Source organism: Rhodococcus sp. RS1C4 (assembly GCF_002258225.1).
GTDB classification, from domain to species: Bacteria; Actinomycetota; Actinomycetes; order Mycobacteriales; family Mycobacteriaceae; genus Rhodococcoides; species Rhodococcoides fascians_E.
Genome location: NZ_NOXZ01000004.1, coordinates 123,139 through 142,428, shown reverse-complemented (window position 1 = coordinate 142,428; position 19,290 = coordinate 123,139). Strand labels below are relative to the sequence as shown.

Annotated in this window: 18 protein-coding genes; 12 read left to right on the top strand and 6 right to left on the bottom strand. The window is 65.7% G+C overall.

The window, feature by feature from the left end; translation table 11 throughout:
* Positions 1 to 102: 102 nt before the first annotated feature.
* Positions 103 to 918: a carbon-nitrogen hydrolase family protein gene (locus CH289_RS00930; protein ID WP_094727011.1), complete on the top strand. Its 816-nt coding sequence runs from the start codon at positions 103 to 105 to the stop codon at positions 916 to 918.
* A complete protein-coding gene (locus tag CH289_RS00925) occupies positions 915 to 2,600 on the top strand; it encodes a flavin monoamine oxidase family protein (protein WP_094727009.1) in 1,686 nt (561 codons plus the stop codon). Before CH289_RS00930 ends, CH289_RS00925 begins: the two co-directional genes overlap by 4 nt.
* A 40-nt stretch (positions 2,601 to 2,640) precedes the next feature.
* Here the strand turns inward: CH289_RS00925 and CH289_RS00920 are convergent, their stop codons facing one another.
* On the bottom strand, positions 2,641 to 3,204 hold the full coding sequence (locus tag CH289_RS00920; protein WP_019663482.1) for an Lrp/AsnC family transcriptional regulator: 564 nt from the start codon (positions 3,202 to 3,204) through the stop codon (positions 2,641 to 2,643).
* Between the two features lie 88 nt (positions 3,205 to 3,292).
* Here CH289_RS00920 and CH289_RS00915 point away from each other — a divergent pair, with 88 nt between their 5' ends.
* The 3 genes from CH289_RS00915 (at position 3,293) to CH289_RS00905 (ending at position 6,011) form a co-directional block, all read left to right on the top strand.
* Positions 3,293 to 4,099: a tyrosine-protein phosphatase gene (locus CH289_RS00915; protein ID WP_020111199.1), complete on the top strand. Its 807-nt coding sequence runs from the start codon at positions 3,293 to 3,295 to the stop codon at positions 4,097 to 4,099.
* A 23-nt stretch (positions 4,100 to 4,122) separates the two neighbouring features.
* Complete coding sequence (locus CH289_RS00910; RefSeq protein ID WP_094727007.1) at positions 4,123 to 4,647, top strand: peroxiredoxin; 525 nt, start codon at positions 4,123 to 4,125, stop codon at positions 4,645 to 4,647.
* A gap of 242 nt (positions 4,648 to 4,889) precedes the next feature.
* Entirely contained in the window at positions 4,890 to 6,011 is a 1,122-nt protein-coding gene (locus CH289_RS00905; RefSeq protein ID WP_094727005.1) for a class I SAM-dependent methyltransferase, read from the top strand.
* Positions 6,012 to 6,020: 9 nt separating this feature from the next.
* Here the strand turns inward: CH289_RS00905 and CH289_RS00900 are convergent, their stop codons facing one another.
* Entirely contained in the window at positions 6,021 to 6,443 is a 423-nt protein-coding gene (locus CH289_RS00900) for a hypothetical protein (RefSeq protein ID WP_026347499.1), read from the bottom strand.
* Between the two features lie 233 nt (positions 6,444 to 6,676).
* Between CH289_RS00900 and CH289_RS00895 the strand changes: the two genes are divergently transcribed.
* Positions 6,677 to 7,522, top strand: coding sequence for a Bax inhibitor-1/YccA family protein (locus CH289_RS00895; protein ID WP_026347500.1), 846 nt, complete (start codon positions 6,677 to 6,679; stop codon positions 7,520 to 7,522).
* Positions 7,523 to 7,598: 76 nt separating this feature from the next.
* Here the strand turns inward: CH289_RS00895 and CH289_RS00890 are convergent, their stop codons facing one another.
* Positions 7,599 to 8,819: an acetyl-CoA C-acetyltransferase gene (locus CH289_RS00890; protein ID WP_033189876.1), complete on the bottom strand. Its 1,221-nt coding sequence runs from the start codon at positions 8,817 to 8,819 to the stop codon at positions 7,599 to 7,601.
* Between the two features lie 30 nt (positions 8,820 to 8,849).
* Complete coding sequence (locus tag CH289_RS00885) at positions 8,850 to 9,830, bottom strand: SGNH/GDSL hydrolase family protein (protein ID WP_094627573.1); 981 nt, start codon at positions 9,828 to 9,830, stop codon at positions 8,850 to 8,852.
* A 139-nt stretch (positions 9,831 to 9,969) separates the two neighbouring features.
* Between CH289_RS00885 and CH289_RS00880 the strand changes: the two genes are divergently transcribed.
* On the top strand, positions 9,970 to 11,355 hold the full coding sequence (locus CH289_RS00880) for a cystathionine beta-synthase (protein WP_094727003.1): 1,386 nt from the start codon (positions 9,970 to 9,972) through the stop codon (positions 11,353 to 11,355).
* 56 nt (positions 11,356 to 11,411) lie between these two features.
* On the opposite strand, the gene CH289_RS00875 is transcribed toward CH289_RS00880, so the two are convergent.
* Positions 11,412 to 12,584, bottom strand: coding sequence for an acyl-CoA dehydrogenase family protein (locus CH289_RS00875; protein WP_094727001.1), 1,173 nt, complete (start codon positions 12,582 to 12,584; stop codon positions 11,412 to 11,414).
* Between the two features lie 142 nt (positions 12,585 to 12,726).
* On the opposite strand from CH289_RS00875, the gene CH289_RS00870 reads away from it, so the two are divergent.
* Positions 12,727 to 13,899, top strand: coding sequence for a cystathionine gamma-synthase (locus CH289_RS00870; RefSeq protein ID WP_019663493.1), 1,173 nt, complete (start codon positions 12,727 to 12,729; stop codon positions 13,897 to 13,899).
* Positions 13,900 to 13,904: 5 nt separating this feature from the next.
* The gene (locus tag CH289_RS00865) at positions 13,905 to 14,675 is read left to right on the top strand and encodes a glutamate racemase (protein ID WP_033189878.1); all 771 of its coding nucleotides are present in this window, start codon (positions 13,905 to 13,907) and stop codon (positions 14,673 to 14,675) included.
* On the opposite strand, the gene CH289_RS00860 is transcribed toward CH289_RS00865, so the two are convergent.
* Positions 14,607 to 15,206, bottom strand: a complete 600-nt coding sequence (locus tag CH289_RS00860; protein WP_094627575.1) for a TetR-like C-terminal domain-containing protein — start codon at positions 15,204 to 15,206, stop codon at positions 14,607 to 14,609. The genes CH289_RS00865 and CH289_RS00860 overlap by 69 nt on opposite strands.
* A 99-nt stretch (positions 15,207 to 15,305) precedes the next feature.
* Here CH289_RS00860 and CH289_RS00855 point away from each other — a divergent pair, with 99 nt between their 5' ends.
* The 3 genes from CH289_RS00855 (at position 15,306) to CH289_RS00845 (ending at position 19,286) form a co-directional block, all read left to right on the top strand.
* A complete protein-coding gene (locus tag CH289_RS00855) occupies positions 15,306 to 16,556 on the top strand; it encodes an MFS transporter (RefSeq protein ID WP_094627576.1) in 1,251 nt (416 codons plus the stop codon).
* Between the two features lie 178 nt (positions 16,557 to 16,734).
* Positions 16,735 to 17,952, top strand: coding sequence for an iron-containing alcohol dehydrogenase (locus tag CH289_RS00850; protein WP_019663497.1), 1,218 nt, complete (start codon positions 16,735 to 16,737; stop codon positions 17,950 to 17,952).
* Positions 17,949 to 19,286 carry a MadS family sensor histidine kinase gene (locus CH289_RS00845; RefSeq protein WP_019663498.1) on the top strand — a complete coding sequence of 446 codons (1,338 nt, stop codon included), beginning with the start codon at positions 17,949 to 17,951 and terminating at the stop codon, positions 19,284 to 19,286. Before CH289_RS00850 ends, CH289_RS00845 begins: the two co-directional genes overlap by 4 nt.
* The last annotated feature ends 4 nt before the right edge of the window (positions 19,287 to 19,290 follow it).

Below are 19,290 nucleotides of genomic sequence, written 5' to 3'. Positions count from 1 at the left end.
TGACGATGCCAGACTTCGGATCGTCCCACCGGATGTTTCCCGGGGACGCCGGACTTCCGTACGCTCTCGGGCAGGACGACAGCACCTCGGGGAGGAGAATTCATGAGTAAGACCGCCCTGCGTGCCTCGCTCTATCAAGGCCCCGAGTTCTCGGGTGACGTCGAAGCGAACCTCGCCGCCGTCGGCCGGGCAGCGGACAGTGCGTCACGTGCAGGGGCCGACATCCTCGTCACGCCCGAGATGTCGATCAGCGGATACGACATCGGGGAGCTCGTCGCGGCCCGGGCCGAACCTGCCGACGGCCCGATCTTCGACGCCGTCGCCCGCATCACGTCCGAGACGGGCGTGGCCGTCGTCTACGGATATCCCGAACGAGACGGATCCGTCGTGTACAACTCCGTTCAGGTGGTCGGCGCCGACGGTTCGCTCGTGGCGCGCTACCGCAAGACCCATCTCTTCGGGGACCTGGACCGCGGCCACTTCGTCCCCGGTAATCGACTCGTCGCGCAGTTCGACCTGGACGGAGTGAGGTGCGGTCTGCTGATCTGCTACGACGTCGAGTTCCCGGAAGCCGTTCGAGCACATGCCGATTCCGGCACCGAATTCCTGATCGTGCCGACGGGGCTCATGACGCCGTTCGACGTCGTCGCCACCCACGTCGTCCCCGCGCGGGCGTACGAGAGTCAGATGTTCCTGGCCTACGTGAACCGATGCGGCCGCGAAAGCGAGCTGCAGTACTGCGGCCTGACGTGTGCCATCGCTCCCGACGGGAGCGAACTCGCTCGCGCGGGCCGCGGCGAGGAGTCCCTGGTGGTCGACATCGATACGGAGATGCTCGCCCGGTCCCGGTCGATCAACACTCATCTTGCCGACCGTCGACCGGACCTGTATCTACATGCCAGAAAGGGAATTTCATGACCACGCCGGTGACGCCGGACAGTACGTCCGCCGACTCGGACGAGCGTCCGTTGACGATGTTCGGTCCCGACTTTCCCTTTGCCTACGACGACTACGTCGCGCATGCGGACGGGCTGGGCGAGGTGCCCGCCTCGGCGCTCGGCAGCGAGGTCGCTGTCATCGGCGGGGGACTGGCCGGAATGGTGGCGGCGTACGAGCTCACCAAGTTGGGTTTGAAACCGGTTGTCTACGAATCGGATCGAATCGGTGGACGCATGCGGTCCATTCCGTTCGACGGTCATCCCGGGGTGGTGGCCGAGATGGGCGCCATGAGATTCCCGCCGTCGTCCACGACGCTGTTCCATTACCTCGACGTGCTCGGACTGCAGACCGAGCCGTTTCCCAACCCACTTGCCGAGGCTACGCCGAGTACGGTCATCGACCTCAAGGGAACCAGTCACTACGCGCAAAGCCTCGACGATCTGCCCGATGTCTTCGGCGAGGTGGCCCGGGCATGGCAGCGCACGCTCGAGGACCACGCGGATCTCGTTCCGCTGCAACGGGCGATCCGCGCTCGCGACACCGGTGAGATCAAGACCTTGTGGAACGAGCTGGTGCAGCGCTTCGACGACCAGACGTTCTACGGATTCCTCGCGTCCTCCGAACACTTCAGGTCCTTCGAGTTGCGAGAAGTGTTCGGGCAAGTCGGTTTCGGGACAGGTGGCTGGGACACCGACTACCCCAATTCCATTCTCGAGATACTGAGAGTCGTGGTCACCGCTGCCGACGATCACCACCGAGGCATCGTCGGTGGATCGCAACAACTTCCGGTCGGTCTGTGGCGCGCGTCGACGACGTCCGATCACTGGCCGGACGGGACGTCGGTGGAGTCGCTCAACAACGGCAGCACCTCACCGCGCGTGGTGCGGTTACGCCGCACGGGGTCTGAAATAGTCGTCGGTGACGCGGACGGCGGCGAGCGCACCTATCCCGCTGCCATCGTGACCGCACAGAGCTGGATGTTGCTGTCCACCATCGAATGCGACGACGACCTGCTACCGATCGACCACTGGACCGCGATCGAACGCACCCACTACATGGGGTCGACCAAGGTGTTCGTGCTCGTCGACCGACCGTTCTGGAAGGACAAGGACCCGAACACCGGGCGCGACGTCGTCAGCATGACGCTGACCGACCGGATGAGCCGAGGTACGTACCTGCTCGATCAAGGAGAGGGAAAGCCCGGTCTGATCTGCCTGTCCTACACCTGGTCCGACGACTCCCTCAAGCTACTGGCGCTCGGCCCGACCGAACGAATGAACCTCGTGCTCAGATCGTTGGAAGGGGTCTACCCGGGGGTCGACTTCCGCTCCCACATCGTCGGCGAACCGGTGACCGTGTCGTGGGAAACCGAACGCGACTTCCTGGGTGCGTTCAAAGCGAACCTCCCCGGTCACTACCGATACCAGGAGCGCTTGTTCGGTCATTTCGTGCAGGACTCCTTCGACGAGCGCCATCGCGGACTGTTCCTCGCCGGCGACGACATCTCGTGGACGGCAGGCTGGGCGGAAGGCGCGATCCAAACGGCCCTCAACGCGGTGTGGGGCGTCGTGCACCATCTCGGCGGATCTTCCCGCGCGACCAATCCCGGACCAGGCGACGTCTTCGAACAGCTTGCCCCGCTTCGGCTCGGTGACCACTGAGGTTGCGCGTTCGGCGCTACCTGACTGTGCCCGTGATGAGCTACGGTCGAGGTCGGTCGGCGTCGCGTCGGGGGCGGCGCCGATTCCGACTGTCCGGGCTCTCGGCGTCCCGGCTGCGTACGCCCGCAGTAGGTTCGAGGCCGGAAGCCCGCTCGAGCAGCGGCTTGGTCCGGTAGGGGATTAGCTCGCTCATCGCGATCGACATGTTGGTGCGTTCCACGCCCGGGATCTTCAGGATCAGACCCGCCACCCGGTAGAGGTCGTCGGCGTCGACGGCCGCGATTCGGATGTGCATGTCGGAGGCACCGGAGAGTCCGAACACCTCGAGCACCTCCGGAATGGTTCCCAGATGATCGGTGACTTCTGCGAGTCGATGCTGATCGACCCTCGTGGTGACGAAGGCCTGCAAGGCGTAGCCGAGACTGCGCGGCCGAACTCGGTGATCGATGGGCGTCAGGGCCTCCTTGTCCTCCCACCGAGTGAGTCGAGCTTGCACGGTGTTGCGAGAAAGACCGAGATCTCCGGCGAGTTCGACGCCGGTAGCACGCGGTTTCGCGCACAGGGCGAGCAGAAGGCGGGCGTCGGTGCGGTCGAAATCGGTCATGGATTCACGGTAGTGGCGACGACCGTTCCGTGCGTGCGAAGGCGCCCCGGCAGATCGCGGATCATCGCCTCGTGGCTAGTGTGCGTTCATGGCCAGTATCGAATCGACCGACCAGTTCCGACTGTCTGGAGCGTGGAACTTCCGCGATGTCGGGGGCGCTCGGACGGCCGACGGTCGCGAGGTTCGGCGAGGCCGGTTGTTTCGATCCTCCGAGCTGAGCCGGCTGGATTCCGAGGGCGAGAACATGCTCGTCCGTACCGGAGTGCGCCACGTGGTGGATCTTCGTGGGCAGTCCGAGATCGACCGCGCCGGTCGTGATCGCGTGCCGTCCTCGGTCCGGGTGCACAGCACTCCGTACGAGAACCACAAGGGTGAACGCGCCCCGCACGAGCTCGGCAACGTCGTCGACGCCGATGCGCAGTTGCAGTACATGATGCGCGCCTACACGTCGTTTCCCTCGCTCGCCGGGGCGAAGGTGGCCATCCGTCGCGTCGTCGACGCGGTCTCGGACGGCAGTGGTGGCGTTCTCGTGCACTGCGCTGCGGGCAAGGATCGCGCCGGATGGACGATAGCGACGGTCCTGCGCGCGGCGGGGGTGCTCGAACAGGACATCCTGACCGACTACCTGGCCAGCAATGCGGCAATCGCTCCGCTGCGCGCGCACCTGTCCGACATCTGGTCGGACGGTGACGGGCAGGGCCGCGAGAGCACGAGCGATGGCAGCTCGGTGTTTCTGTCCAACGCCGTCCTCGGTGTCACCGAGGAGTACTACCGACACGGGCTGAGCGTCGTCGACGAGCTCTACGGATCGTTCGACGGATATCTGAGCGAGCTCGGAATAGGCGTCGACCAGGTCGAACGGTTGAAATCTTCACTGCTCGTCCCGACGGACTGAATCGGACACGTACCCTGTCCAGCATGCGTACTGGACAAACGGCGCCGGATTTTCGGCTACCGGATCACGAGGGGAATGTGCGGTCCCTCGGTGAGTTGCTGGCCAGGGGCCCGGTGGTGCTGTTCTTCTATCCTGCGGCGTCCAGTCCGGTCTGCACGGCCGAGGCCTGCCACTTCCGGGATCTGGGCCGGTCGTTCGAGGCCCTGGGGGCTCAACGAGTCGGGATCAGCACCGACACCACCGACAAACAGTCGCACTTCGCGTTGCAGCGTTCCTTCGACTATCCGCTGCTCGCCGACTCGGACGCCTCGGTGGCGGGCCAGTTCGGAGTCAGGCGTGGCGGGTGGCTCATGCGCCGCCGACGCCAGCAGGAAATTTCCAACCGTTCGTCTCACGCTGCGAAGCGTGGAATCCTCCGTCAGCTTCTGTCGGTGAAGCGAACGACGTTCGTCATCGATCGCGACAGGGTGGTGCGGCTGGTGGTGACGAGCGAGCGTGCTCACGTGCACGCGGACAAGGCGTTGGACTACCTACGCTATCTGGCCTGACCCGGCTTCTCCGCTGAACAGAGGCGTGTACACGGCGGGCTTGCTGTTCTCGGACGTGGATTCGGCGGCAGTCTTGTCAGCGTGGCTGAAAAGAGCCTCGATCTTGATATTCGGTTCCATCTTATGAAGCATGCCCCCGTTCGAGGGAAAACGCCACCTGGACGCGCTGAGCAGCACGCGAGAAAAATATTGACCGCCAACGTTTTTGGAAAGCGACGTCGAGGGGTGGGAGACTGGGCGTCGTGCCCGATCTCGAAACTGTCCTGTCCGGACTCCGTCGCCGCCCCGACGCGGAGGCCGTCAACCTCTTTGCCGTCGACGCCGCGGACCGGCTTCTGCTCGACACGGTAGGCGAATCGGTTTCGGACGTGGCCGCCCGACGGATCACGGTGATCGGTGATCGCTACGGCGCGCTCACGCTCGGACTGCAGGTGCAGTACGGCGTGACCGGCATTCGCGTCCACCAGGATTCGTACACGGGCGAACTCGCACTCGATCGCAATGCGACCTCGGCGGGCATGTCCGGGGCGCGCACTCACCACGCGTTGGACCAGTCGTTGCTCAGCGGCGCGGACCTGGTGCTGATGCAGTTGCCGCGCAGCCTCGCAGAACTGACCGAGATCGCCGAGGCGATCGCCGCCCACGCCGATCCGGGGGTGGTCGTGCTCGCGGGTGGCCGGGACAAGCACATGGCGCCGGCGATGAACGCCGTGCTCCGATCGTCCTTCGAGACGGTCACCGCGGGCCGGGGCAGACAGAAAGCTCGCGTCCTGACGGCGTCGAAACCCGTCCCTTCCGAGACTCGAAGTTATCCCGTGACCGCGGTGCTCGACGACCTCGATCTCACCGTCGTCGCGCACGGTGCGGTGTTCGCCGGGGCGAAGCTCGACGTCGGAACCCGGTTCCTGACCGAATTCACGGACCGGATGTTGCCCGGTGCCCGTCAGATCGTCGACCTCGGCTGCGGAACCGGGATACTCGCCTGCCTGCTGGCCCGTGCGCGGAGCGAGGCTCGGGTCCACGCAAGCGACAGATCCGCCGCGGCGGTGGCGTCGGCGACTGCGACCGCGAGGGCGAACGGTCTGGACATCGACGTCGTGCGGGACGACGCACTCTCCACGTTCCCCGACTCCTCCGTCGATCTGATCGTGTGCAACCCGCCGTTCCACGAAGGGGCGTCCCTGCACACCGGCAGCGCCCAGAAGTTGTTCGAGGCAGCAGGGCGGGTGTTACGTCCGAACGGCGAGATGTGGACCGTCTACAACACTCACCTCAACTACCGGCGTGCACTGGCCGACGCGGTGGGACCGACCGCGGTGGCGGGGAAGAACGCAAAATTCACCGTCACCCGGTCGGTCGTCTGACCAGCTCGTCTACTCGACCGGGCCGCCGTCTTCCGGCGTGCCGTCGATCTGGCCGCGATCGCGGCCCCGGTCCTCGACGAGTGTCCCCTCCACGATCTCGGCCTGACGCTGGCCGTCCGCGTAATCGATGTCCGGGTCCTCGTCCGAACCGACGATCTCGTGGTCCACGATCTCCTCGGTCAGCTCGTCGTCCGGAGTTTCCGCCACCGACCGTTCCTCGTCCTCGAGCGCGGTGTCGGGCTCTTCCTCGCTCAGCTTCTCGTCCAGGCTCTCACCTTCGAGCGCTTCGTTCGGCGTCGTTCCGAACCGGTCGGCCTCGCTGTAATGGTCCGGTGCATCGACGATGTCGTCGCCGTCGTCGTTGCGCACCTCGTCCGAGTCGAGGCTTTCGCTCTGGTCCAAAGTGTCGCCTGGTCCGTCTTCGATACTCATGTGATCCATAGTGCCCGCCGAGGCGCCGCGGGAAACTGCCGGTGTCTGCGCGGTTCGTCACGAAGGAAGGTAGAGTCCGAATTGTCGGAAGTCGTGTGGTCCGACTGGGAACTTTTGTCCGTATGTGGGAGTTTTACGTACAGCTGCCGGTTCACTACCGGTTGTCGGGCTCGGCGCGACGCGACGGGCTCGAACTCGAAGAAGGATTCACCCTTCAGAAAGGACGCGACACGGTGCGCACCTCCAGCAACCCGGTGTTCCGCAACCTGCCCAAGCAAGAGGGCGGCGGATACGCCACGTTCGGCTCTGCGACGGCAGGTGCCTCGCAGGCTGCTCAGCAGTTCGGTCAGCCGCAGGCCTACGGCGATCCCTACCAGACAGGCCCCACGTCGCGGGCGATGACGATCGACGACGTCGTGACCAAGACGGGCATCACGCTCGGTGTGCTCGCGCTCACTGCGATCGTCTCGTTCATCCTCGTCGACGGTAACCCCGGCCTCGCAGCTCCCTTCGTCATCGGTGGCGGTCTGGTCGGTCTCGGCCTGGTCCTGTTCGCGACGTTCGGCCGCAAGATGGACAGCAAGGCAGTCGTGCTTGCCTACGCGGTCGCCGAAGGCATCTTCCTCGGTGCTCTGTCGTTCCTGTTCACGTTCCCGATCCAGGGTGCGTCGGCCGGAACGCTGATCTCGCAGGCCGTGCTCGGTACGTTCGGTGTGTTCTTCGGAATGCTCGTCGTCTACAAGACCGGTGCCATCCGCGTCACCCCGCGCCTGACCCGCATGATCGTCGGTGCACTCATCGGCGTCGTCGTGCTGGCGCTCGGTAACCTCGTCGCCAGCTTCTTCATGGACGGCGGCCTCGGCCTCCGCGACGGCGGACCCATCGCCATCATCTTCAGCCTCGTCTGCATCGGCATCGCCGCGTTCAGCTTCCTGCTGGACTTCGATCAGGCGGACCAGCTCATCCGCGCGCAGGCGCCGGAAAAGGCTGCCTGGGGTGTGGCCCTCGGCCTGACCATCACGCTGGTGTGGCTGTACGTCGAGATCCTGCGACTGCTCAGCTACTTCAACAACGACTAGTAGTCACCGCGAAAGGCCCCGCACTCCTCGTGAGTGCGGGGCCTTTCGCGTTCCTGCGGGTGACTCGAAGGATGCGTCAGCTGAGACGCTCGAGCACCATGGCCATTCCCATGCCGCCGCCGACGCACATGGTCTCCACGCCGAACGTCTTGTCCTGTGTCTTCAGGTTGTTCAGCAAGGTCGTGGTGATGCGCGCGCCGGTCATGCCGAACGGGTGACCGACGGCGATTGCGCCACCGGAGATGTTCAGCTTGTCGTGATCGATGCCGAGATCACGTGCCGAACCGAGGACCTGCACCGCGAACGCCTCGTTGATCTCGAACAGGTCGATGTCGGAGATGGAGAGATTCGCGATCTTCAGCGCCCGCTTGGTGGCCTCGATCGGTCCGAGTCCCATGATCTCGGGGGAGGTTCCGGTGACGCCGGTGGACACGATGCGGGCCAGCGGCGTCAGGCCGAGCGCCTTGGCCTTGGTGTCACTCATGATGACGAGTGCGGCCGCTCCGTCGTTCAGCGGGCACGCGTTGCCTGCCGTGACTGTTCCGTTGGGGCGGAAGACCGGCTTGAGCTCGCTGATCTTCTCGTAGGTCGTGCCCGCACGGGGGCCGTCGTCCTTGGACACGACGGTGCCGTCCGGGAGTGTGACCGGGGTGATCTCGCGCTCGAAGAAGCCGGAGTTGATAGCTTCCTCGGCCCGGTTCTGGCTGCGGACGGCCCAGTGGTCCTGATCCTCGCGGCTGATGCCGGTCAACAGCGAGACGTTCTCGGCGGTCTGACCCATGGCGATGTACGCGTCGGGCAGCTCGCCGCTCTCGCGGGGATCGGTCCAGCTGTCCGCGCCCTCTTCCTGCGCCTTCTTGGTGCGTGCCTCGGCGTCGGCGAACAGCGGGTTGTGACTCTGCGGCAGGGAGTCGGAGCTGCCGTGAATGAAGTTGGAGACGCTCTCGACGCCTGCGGAGATGAACACGTCGCCCTCGCCTGCCTTGATGGCGTGCAAGGCCATGCGCGTGGTCTGCAGCGAGGAGGAACAGTAGCGGGTGATGGTGGTGCCGGGAAGCGAGTCGTAGCCGAGCAGGACTGCCACGATGCGAGCGAGGTTGTTGCCCTGCATGCCTCCGGGAAGGCCACATCCCAGAAGGAGGTCGTCGATGTCGGTCGGGTCGAGCTCGGGAACCTTCGCGAGCGCGGCGGCGACCATCTGCACGGTGAGGTCGTCGGGACGGATGTCTTTCAGCGAGCCCTTCATCGCGCGGCCGATGGGTGAACGAGCGGTACTGACGATCACTGCTTCTGGCATGAACTCTCCTAGGGTTGATTACCGTGGATACTAAGTTACCGGCGGGTAGGGCTGGTTGTGCGCCTCCGTTTCGCTTCGTCGGCGACGTAGGAAACTCTCCAACGATGCCGCCGCGCGCGGCACGAAACGGCGGGATTCGGCCGCGGCGGACACGTCGGGGAGCACGGGGAGCGGACCACCGTGCCACTCGCCCAACGCCGCAGCCAGGACAGGAAGCAACTGGCGAGCGGCGAGTTCGTAGCCGGCAGCCGACGGATGGAACCGGTCCGCGGAGAACATCGTGTCCGGGGCTGCGAGAAACTCGGGAGACAGCAAGTCCGCCAACGCCACGGGGTGCCCGCCTGCTTTCAGGGTCGCGTCGGACTGTGCGCGTGCCAGCCGAAGACCCCAGTTTCGGACGACCGTTCGCAGAGGTTGGGGTATCGCGGTCACGACGCCGAGATCGGGGCACGTTCCCACGACGACGACCGTGCCCTTCGCCGTCAAGCGTTCCACTGCGTTGCCCAGTCGCGCGGCCGACGCCGCGATGGAGAACTTCTTGGTGACATCGTTCGCGCCGATCAGAATGACCGCGGCGTCCGGTGGCGGGCCGGCGACGAACATCGCGTCGACCTGGCCCTCCAGGCCTTTCGACGTCGCGCCGCCGATTGCTTTGGTGCTCAGCCGGACCCGCTTCTCGGTTTCGTCGGCGAGCCCACGGGCAACCAGGACTCCTGGTACTTCGTCGGCGACAGTGCAGCCGACGCCCGCGGCAGTCGAGTCGCCGAAGATCATCAGATGAATATCTGCCGAACTCCCGATTCGCCACCGTTCCGGCGTGCGATCACCGGGCCCGTAGACGCCGTCGGCCTCCGGAGGTTTTGCCGTCGAGCGTCCGATCACCCCGCGAGCAGACGTCGCTTGGGCCATCAGATGCTTGTACGCAGCCCACGACGCTGTCCCAGCTGACGAGCCTGCAATCACCGTCGCGGCGCCCGCCTTGGCTGCGCCCTTCCACCGACTCACCGACACGTTCTCTTTCCCACGGTCTGCGCCACACGTCCATCGTAAGCATCCGTTCGCGGTGTCTCGGGGGTACCGAGAAGCGCGTCGGGTCCGATCGAGTCGTTCCGAGGACTCCGCTCCGAGCGCGATCTGGGAAGATGAAGTCATGCGCATCGCTCAGCACGTCACCGAACTCATCGGCAACACCCCGTTGGTCAAGCTCTCCTCTGTTGTCGGCGACAACGCGGGGTCGGTTGTGGCCAAGGTCGAATACCTCAACCCGGGCGGGTCCAGCAAGGACCGCATCGCCATCAAGATGATCGACGCTGCCGAGGCGTCGGGCGAGTTGAAGCCGGGCGGGACCATCGTGGAACCGACCTCGGGCAACACCGGGGTCGGGTTGGCCCTCGTCGCGCAGCAGCGTGGCTACAAGTGCGTCTTCGTGTGCCCGGACAAGGTGGGCGAGGACAAGCGCAACGTGCTGCGCGCCTATGGAGCCGAGGTGGTCGTCTGCCCGACGGCTGTCGCTCCCGAGGACCCCAACAGCTACTACAGCGTGTCCGATCGCCTGGTGCGCGAGATCGACGGTGCGTGGAAGCCCAATCAGTACGCCAACCCGGCAGGCCCGCAGAGCCACTACGAAACCACCGGACCCGAGATCTGGGCCGACACCGACGGCAAGATCACCCACTTCGTCGCGGGCGTCGGAACGGGTGGAACCATCTCCGGAACAGGCAAGTACCTCAAGGAGATCTCCGGCGGCAAGGTCAAGGTCATCGGCGTCGACCCCGAAGGCTCGGTCTACTCGGGTGGCACCGGCCGTCCGTACCTCGTCGAGGGCGTCGGTGAGGACTTCTGGCCGTCGGCCTACGACCCGTCCATTCCCGACGAGATCATCGCCGTGTCCGACGCCGACTCCTTCGACATGACGCGACGCCTCGCACGCGAAGAAGGGCTCCTGGTCGGCGGATCGTGCGGTATGGCTGCCGTCGGTGCCCTGCGTGTCGCCGAGCGTGAAGGCCCCGACGCTCTCGTCGTCGTGTTGCTGCCCGACGGCGGTCGTGGCTACCTCGCGAAGATCTACAACGACGACTGGATGTCGTCCTACGGCTTCCTTCGCTCGCGCCTGGACGGCAAGACCGACGAGCCGTCGGTGGGCGACGTGCTCCGCGGCAAGTCCGGCGCCCTTCCCGACCTGGTGCACACGCACCCGTCGGAAACCGTGCGTGACGCCATCGAGATCCTGCGCGAGTACGGCGTCTCGCAGATGCCGGTCGTCGGCGCGGAGCCTCCCGTAATGGCGGGCGAGGTCGCGGGCAGCGTCACCGAGCGCGAACTGCTGAGCGCGGTCTTCGAGGGCCGTGCGTCACTGGCGGACCCGGTCGCCAAGCACATGAGCGAGCCGTTCCCCCTCATCGGTGCAGGCGAGAACGTCTCCGACGCCACCAAGGCTCTCGGGGAGACCGACGCCCTGATGGTCGTGGAGGAGGGCAAGCCCGTCGGCGTCATCACCCGACACGACCTGCTCGGGTTCCTGTCCAAGGGCGCCTGACCCCCCTACGTGAGTGGTTGTGTATGGCGGGCCGTACACAACCACTCACAGCGGAATCAGCGAACCGCGCTGGTGCCGGTGAGTGCCTGCCCCACCACCAACTGGTGTACCTCGGACGTTCCCTCGTACGTGAGGACGGACTCCAGGTTGTTGGCGTGACGAAGCACCGGGTACTCCAGGGTGATGCCGTTGGCACCGAGAATCGTCCGGCACTCGCGGGCGATCGCGATCGCTTCGCGCACGTTGTTGAGCTTGCCGACGGACACCTGTTCGCCGCGCAGCTCGCCCTTGTCCTTCAGTCGGCCGAGGTGCAGCGCGAGCAGTTGACCTTTGCCGAGTTCGAGTGCCATGTTCGCGAGCTTGGCCTGCGTCAGCTGGTAACCGCCGAGTGGCTTGTCGAACACCTCCCGTGTCTTCGAGTACTCGATGGCCGACTCGATGCAGTCACGTGCCGCACCCATCGCGCCGAAGATGATGCCGAAGCGGGCTTCGTTGAGACAGCTGAGCGGGCCACGTAGTCCATGAGCGTCGGGGAGCACGGCATCACTGGGCAGCCGGACGTCCTCCAGCACCAGTTCGCCGGTGATCGACGCACGAAGCGAGAGCTTCTTCTTGACGGTGTTCGCCGTGAACCCCGGCGTGTCCGTCGGGACGACGAACCCTCGTATTCTCTCGTCGGTCTGAGCCCAGACGACGGCGACATCGGCGACCGGGCCGTTCGTGATCCACATCTTGGAGCCATTGAGGACCCAGTCGCTGCCGTCCTTCCTGGCCCGCGTCCGCATTCCGCCCGGGTTGGATCCGTGGTCGGCCTCGGTCAGCCCGAAGCAACCGATGAGCGATCCCTCGGCCATACCGGGCAGCCACTGCTGCTTCTGCTCCTCGGAGCCGTACTTCCAGATCGCGAACATCGCCAGCGAACCCTGGACGGAGACAAGGCTACGAATGCCGGAATCCATGGCCTCGAGCTCCAGGCAGGCGAGGCCGTAGGCAGTGGCAGACGTGCCCGCGCACCCGTAACCCTCGAGATGCATCCCCAACAGTCCGAGTGCGCCCAGTTCCTTGGCCAGCTCTCTCGCGGGGACGGTGCCGTCCTCGAACCAGTCCGCGAGGTGGGGCCGGATACGTTCGCGGCCGAACTTTCGAACGGTGTCGCGGATATCCTTCTCCTCGGAATCCAGAAGGGAGTCGATGGAGAACAGCTCGTCGACGGTCTGTGAATCGGCCACGGTCAAACGCCTCGTTTCGCTTTGCAGTGTCTCCCGAAGGCTACCGAGAACTCTCGCCTATCAGGCGGGAGTGGAGCCTGCAGTAATGACCCAACCAGGCGGGAGTGGAGCCTGCAGTAATGACCCTATTAGGCTGAAAGTCATGAGTGAGCAGCGCAGCAAGGCAGACAGCAGTTCGTGGCAGGGGTTTTCGACCAAAGCGGTTCATGCCGGTTACGAGCCGGACTCGCTGACCGGCGCGGTCAATGTCCCGATCTACGCGAGTTCGACGTTTGCTCAGGACGGCGTCGGCGGTATGCGCAGTGGCTTCGAGTACGCCCGCACCGGTAATCCGACGCGTCGGCCGCTCGAAGCGAATCTTGCCGCGATCGAGTCGGGCACGTACGGCCGTGCGTTCTCGTCGGGCATGGCGGCGACGGATGCGCTGCTCCGCGCGACGTTGCGTCCCGGTGATCACCTCGTCATTCCCAACGATGCCTACGGCGGCACGTTCAGGCTGATCGACAAGGTGTTCACTCAGTGGGGGATCGAGTACTCGGTGGCCGCGGTGTCCGACGTCGACGCAGTGCGTGACGCGATCCGCCCCAACACCAAGCTCGTGTGGGTCGAGACTCCGACGAACCCGCTTCTGAACGTCGGTGACATCGAGGCGCTTGCCGGTGTCGCCCACGAGAAGAACGCCAAGCTGGTCGTCGACAACACGTTCGCGTCGCCGTACCTGCAACAGCCGCTACAGCTCGGTGCCGATGTCGTACTGCATTCGACCACCAAGTACATCGGTGGGCACTCCGACGTCGTGGGTGGTGCTCTCGTCACCGACGACGAGGAGGTCGACGCGGCGTTCGCGTTCCTGCAGAACGGTGCAGGCGGTGTGCCCGGCCCGTTCGATGCATTCCTGACTCTTCGGGGTATCAAGACCTTGGCGCTGCGCATGGAACGGCACAGCGACAACGCGGAGAAGCTGGTCGAGCTGCTGAGCGGCCACTCCGCTATCTCCCAGGTCATCTACCCGGGTTTGGCGTCGCATCCGTCGCACGAGGTTGCGGCGAAGCAGATGCGGCGTTTCGGCGGCATGATCTCGGTGCGCTTGAACGGTGGCAAGCAAGCCGCTCTCGACTTCTGCGCACGGACCGAGATCTTCACTCTTGCCGAATCGCTCGGAGGTGTCGAGTCGCTGATCGAGCATCCGGGCGCCATGACGCACGCGTCGACAGCCGGGTCGTTGCTGGAGGTCCCCGACGACTTGGTTCGTCTGTCGGTCGGCATCGAGGACGCAGCCGATCTCGTCGGCGACGTCGAGCAGGCACTGGGCTGAATCGGATGCTCGTCGGATTGATCGACTCGGGGCTCGGCCTGTTGCCGACGTCGGCGTGGCTGAAGCAGCTGCGTCCCGAGCTCGATCTGATCCTGTTGATGGATCCCGACAATGCGCCGTGGGGTCCGAAGCCGGACGATGTGGTGATCGAGCGTGTGCTGGCGGCCGCGGATCGTGGGATCGAGGCTGGCGCGGAGGCTCTGGTACTGCCGTGCAACACCGCGAGCGTGACGGCGTTGGCGGACCTGCGTGCGCACGTGGGATCCGTTCCGGTGATCGGCACCGTTCCGGCGATCAAACCTGCTGCGGCACAGAGTGATCGCTTCGCGGTGTGGGCGACGGCAGCGACGACGGCCAGTGCGTATCAAGCGCGACTGATCGAGGAGTTCGCGGCCGGCCGCACGGTCACCGCCGTTGCGTGCCATTCGCTGGCGGAGTCGATCGACCGCGGAGATTCCTCCGCTGTGTCCGCAGCGATTCGCGAGGCCGCCGACCGCACGCCCGCCGACGTGGATGTGGTCGTGCTGGGGTGTACGCACTACCCGTTGGTGGCGGCCGAGATCGCCGCGGCTCTGCCCCCTGGAACTCGGTTGTTCGACAGTGCGGAAGCTGTTGCGCGGCAGGCACTTCGGAGGATCGACGAGCTCGGGAAGTCGACCGGCGGCAGCGGAACGGTCACGGTGTCGATGAGTGGACGAGCAGGGTCGCTACCGGCCAGTGCTCTCGCCCATCGAGAGGGCCGATTGCTGGCGGGCGAGCACATCGTTCACCAGTGACCGCGCGAAGGCTGCGTCTGTTCCGCCGAATCCGAACACGACTCTGAAGTAGAGCGGGGCCACGACGTGGTCCATGACGGTGCGGTGCGACGGCGCGTCGTCTCCGCGCTCCGTGGCACGCCGCAGGATCGTGTCGATCTGGTCTTCGCGTTTGTCGAGACAACGGCTCCTGTCGGCGTCGCGCATGGCCCCGATCAGGGAGCGAAGCAACGCGGTTTTCTCCGGCCGCGTGATGTCCGTGACGAGGAACTCACACCACACGTGTAGATCACGACGGAGGTCGCCGGTGTCCGGTACGTCGGCATCCGCAGAGAGAACCTCCAGAGCCACTTCGGTTCGGAGAGTGTCGATATCACCCCACCGACGGTAGACGGTGGTCGCGGCGACGCCGGCACGTTGGGCGACGAGCGGCACAGTCAACGGCTCGGCGTCGTCGTCGATCAAATCGGTCACGGCCCGGTGGACGAGGGTGCGTATCCGGGCGCTCCTGCCCCCGGGGCGGCGGACGCTGGACGGCTCGACTTCGGACATTCCACCATTATTGCAAACCGATTGGCTTTAAGCGGCGCCTCGGTCTATCGTGAGTAAAAGCAATGATCTTGGCTTTAGCGACCCGCCCGGAGGCTACGAATGGTCAACACCGATCTCGATTCGACGATTCCCGTCGCATCCTCGCGGAGGATGTCCGCGTCGCTGGCCTTCTGGACCGTCGGCGTCACCTATCTGGTCGTCATGGCGTCGTCCGCCGCCCCGTCACCGCTCTACCCCGTGTACCAAGCGTCGTGGGAATTTTCCTCGACGATGCTGACCGTCGTGTTCGCGGTGTACGCCCTCGCGCTGCTCCTGGCTCTGCTCACGGTTGGAAGTCTGTCGGATCACATCGGCCGGAAACCGATCCTGATCGGCGCGCTGGTACTGCTGGCGATCAGTCTCGTGCTGTTCATCGCCGCAGACGGGGTCGGCGGTCTGATCGCCGCGAGAGTGGTGCAAGGCCTTGCCGCGGGTACCGCCACCGGTGCGCTGAGCGCGGCCGTCATCGATCTGCAGCCGAACAGTACGGCGGGGCCCCTGGTCAACAGCGTCGCACCGTCGGTGGGGCTTGCCACCGGTGCGCTGGGGTCGGGGCTGCTCGTACAGTTGGCGCCCGCTCCGACCGTCCTGGTCTACGCGCTGTTGATCGCGGCGGTGGTTCTGCTCGCGGCGGCGGTGGTCTTCGTTCCCGAGACATCGTCGCTTCGCACCATCGAATCGAAACGCCACCTCGCTCGGCTGCTGCTGCCGAGAGCGGCGTTCCCCACCGGAGCGCGCGTTCCGTTCCTCATGATCGTGCCCGCGCTGATAGCGACGTGGTCACTCGGCGGGTTCCACCTGTCTCTGGGACCGTCGATCATCGGCACCGTCTTCGGCATCGACAACCACATCGTCGGCGGGGTCGAGATATTCGCGCTGTTCTTCTCCGGCGCGGTGTCCGCTGCCGTGGTGCGGACTCTGCCGCCGCGCACGGTGATGATCGTGGGAACGCTCGTGCTGGCGCTGGGTGTCGCCGCCTCGCTGGTCTCCGTTGCGACAGAGACGGTCCCGCTGTACTTCGTCGGGTCCGTCGTCGCCGGTGCCGGATGGGGAGCGACGTTCCTCGGCGCCATGCGCACACTCGGCGGCCTCGTTCCAGCGGACGAGCGCGGAAGTGTCTTCGCTACGACCTTCGTCCTCAGCTACCTGGCCTTCAGTGTTCCGGCCGTCGTCGGCGGGATCGCGGTGCACACGTTCGGTCTCGAGCCGACGACGCTGGTCTACGGCGCTTTCGTGATCGTTCTCGCGGTCCTCTCGTCGACCGGGTTCGTTCTCGCGTCCCGCAGTGGGAGCGCGAGCTCGGTCGGGTGACACCGAGCACGATCAGCAGGTGCCGCGGTGGCGACGGCGGCCGCGTTCGCGGCACCGTACCTACCCGATCGGGCAGGCACCCACCTGGACGTCGGCTGGTGGGGATGCCTGGCGTGGAGCTGTAACCTTGATCACACGGTAGGGGGATACTCCGCTACCGGAACGTACAGGGGCCCCGATGATCGAGACTGCCGAGACCGGACAGGCGCTGCACGATCTGCACTCGCACCGCAGTTCGGTCGAGGCGCCACGCGTGCTCAAATTCCATGCGCCGGAGATAGTGTTCGGCCAGGATTCACTCGGCGAAGTTGCGCACGCAGCTCTGCGCCTCGGGGCGCAGCGCCCGCTGGTCGTGACCGACGCGGGCCTCATCGACACAGGCTGGGTCGCACAGCTCGGTCATCACCTCGAAGCACAGGGCCTGTCCCCGACGTCGTGGAGCGGGCTGACCCCCAACCCCAAGGATGTCGAGATCGAGGCGGGCCACGAGATCTATCAGGAATCGGGCTGCGACGTCATCGTCGCCATCGGCGGGGGGTCGGTGATGGACGCTGCCAAGGGCATCGCGGTCCTGGCCGGCAACGGCGGCTCGATACTGGACTACGAGGGAGTCGACCGCGCGACGCGGCCGATTCCGCCGCTCGTGATGGTGCCGACGACGTCCGGGACCGGGGCCGACGTGTCGCAGTTCTGCATCGTCACCGACACCACCCGCTCGACCAAGATCACCATCCTCGGGCGCGCACTCGTCCCGGACATCACCGTCATCGATCCTCGGTTGCTCACCACGATGCCGGAATGGCTCAACGCTGCAACGGGTCTCGACGCGCTCACTCACGGGATCGAAGCGTTCGTCTCGCTCGGCCACAACCAGCTCACCGATCACCACGCGCTTCGTGCCGTGACGATGGTGACCTCGCACCTTGCGCAGACGATGGACGTACCGACCGACATGACGGCGCGAACCTCCATGGCGCAGGCAAGCCTCGAGGCGGGCCTGGCCTTCACCAACGCAATTCTCGGTGCCACGCACGCGATGAGTCATCAGGTCGGGGGACTGCTCGACCTGCCCCACGGGGTCATCAACGGTGTGTTGCTGCCTCACGTCATTCGATTCAACGCCGCAGCCGACCCGCTGCCCTACGTGGCAATCGCGACCAGCCTCGGGCTGCCGGAGGGGCGTGGACCGGCCGAGGAAGCAGCGCTTGCCGTCGCCGCACGGGTCGAAGAGCTGGCACGCCAGGTCGGAGTTCCGAAGGGGCTCGCCGAGATCGGCGTCAGCGACGCCGACATCGAGGTCCTCGCCACCAACGCGCTGCGCGACGCATGCATGTCCACCAATCCCCGCCACGCCTCCCACGAGGAGATGGCGGCGTTGTTCAGGACCGCACTGTGACCGCCCAGCAGCCGGACCTGTCGCTGCTGACAGGGCTGCGGTCGGGGAAGAGCACGTTCTATCCGCAGTATCGGGGCGCCGCCGAGCGGCTCGAACGCGTCGTACACGCACTCGAACTGATCTCCAGGGCCTTGGTGCGTACGGTCGACGGGCCGGAGACGCTGATCTGCGCGGTCGCCGAAGCCGCGCGGGCGCATCTGAGTGCACAGTGGGTGGTTTTCGCCCTCGCCGACGGCGCACTGCCGGACGCCGGACCCCGACGTCTGGTCCTCGGGCCGGACGCCACGCCGTTCCTGGTCGACAACGTCGTCGGTCCTCCCTTACCGGACGACGTCGTGGAGTGCCTGGAGTCGATCCGGCTGGCGAGGATCGGCGACGGACGGGAGCCACAGATCGAATCCCACCACGCCTTCGTTCCGATCGCGCTGGACGGCGGTGTGGTCGGAGCGTTCGCTGCGTGGACCTCGACGCATCGAGTGCTCGACGCGACCGACTCCGCCGTCCTCAGCATTCTGGCCAGTCAAACCGCTGTGGCGCTGCAGAACTCCGCTCTGTACCAGAGCAGGCGAGTCCTGCTCGAACGTGCGGAGAGTGCCTACTCCGAAGCACACCGCACCGCCGCGGATCTCGCTGTCCGCAACGCCGAACTCGAAGCCACCCAGCGGCAGTTGGGCGCTGCGCATCGTCACCAGGTACTCGACGAGGAACGCCACCGAATCGCACGCGAGTTGCACGACAGCGTGACCCAAGCAGTGCTGTCCGCGGGCATGCAGATCGAGGTGTGCCTCGGCGACATCCCCGCCGGCGAGCGGGCCGAAAGACTGGATCTGGCCAAGGATCTCACCCGACGTGCCGTCGAGCAGCTGCGGTCGGCCATCTACGCGCTCAATCACGCGCAGGACGCGGATCGCACATCTCTGCCCGAGATGCTCGAACAACTGTCGGTGGTGCATATGCCCGACGAGCTACAGGTCTCGCTTCGCGTGGAGGGAACGCCGGTGGAATTGGGCAGCGACTGCGAACACGATCTGCTGCGGATCGCTGGAGAAGCGTTGTTCAACACTGCCGTTCACGCGGGCGCGCACCGAGCCGTCATCCGGCTCGCCTACCGCGAGGGTGGCGTCTCGCTCTCGATCGCCGACGACGGCACCGGTGACCCCGCGCATCTACGCCTGATGCAGCGGCTGGCGGAGAACAACGATGTCGACGGCCGGCACCGCGGACTCGCGAACATGGCAGCACGAGCACGTGAGCACGGCGGTGTTCTCGAAATCCGCCGGGCCCGAATCGGAGGTGTGCGCATCTCGGTACGCATTCCTTCTCGAGGAGAGTGAGCAA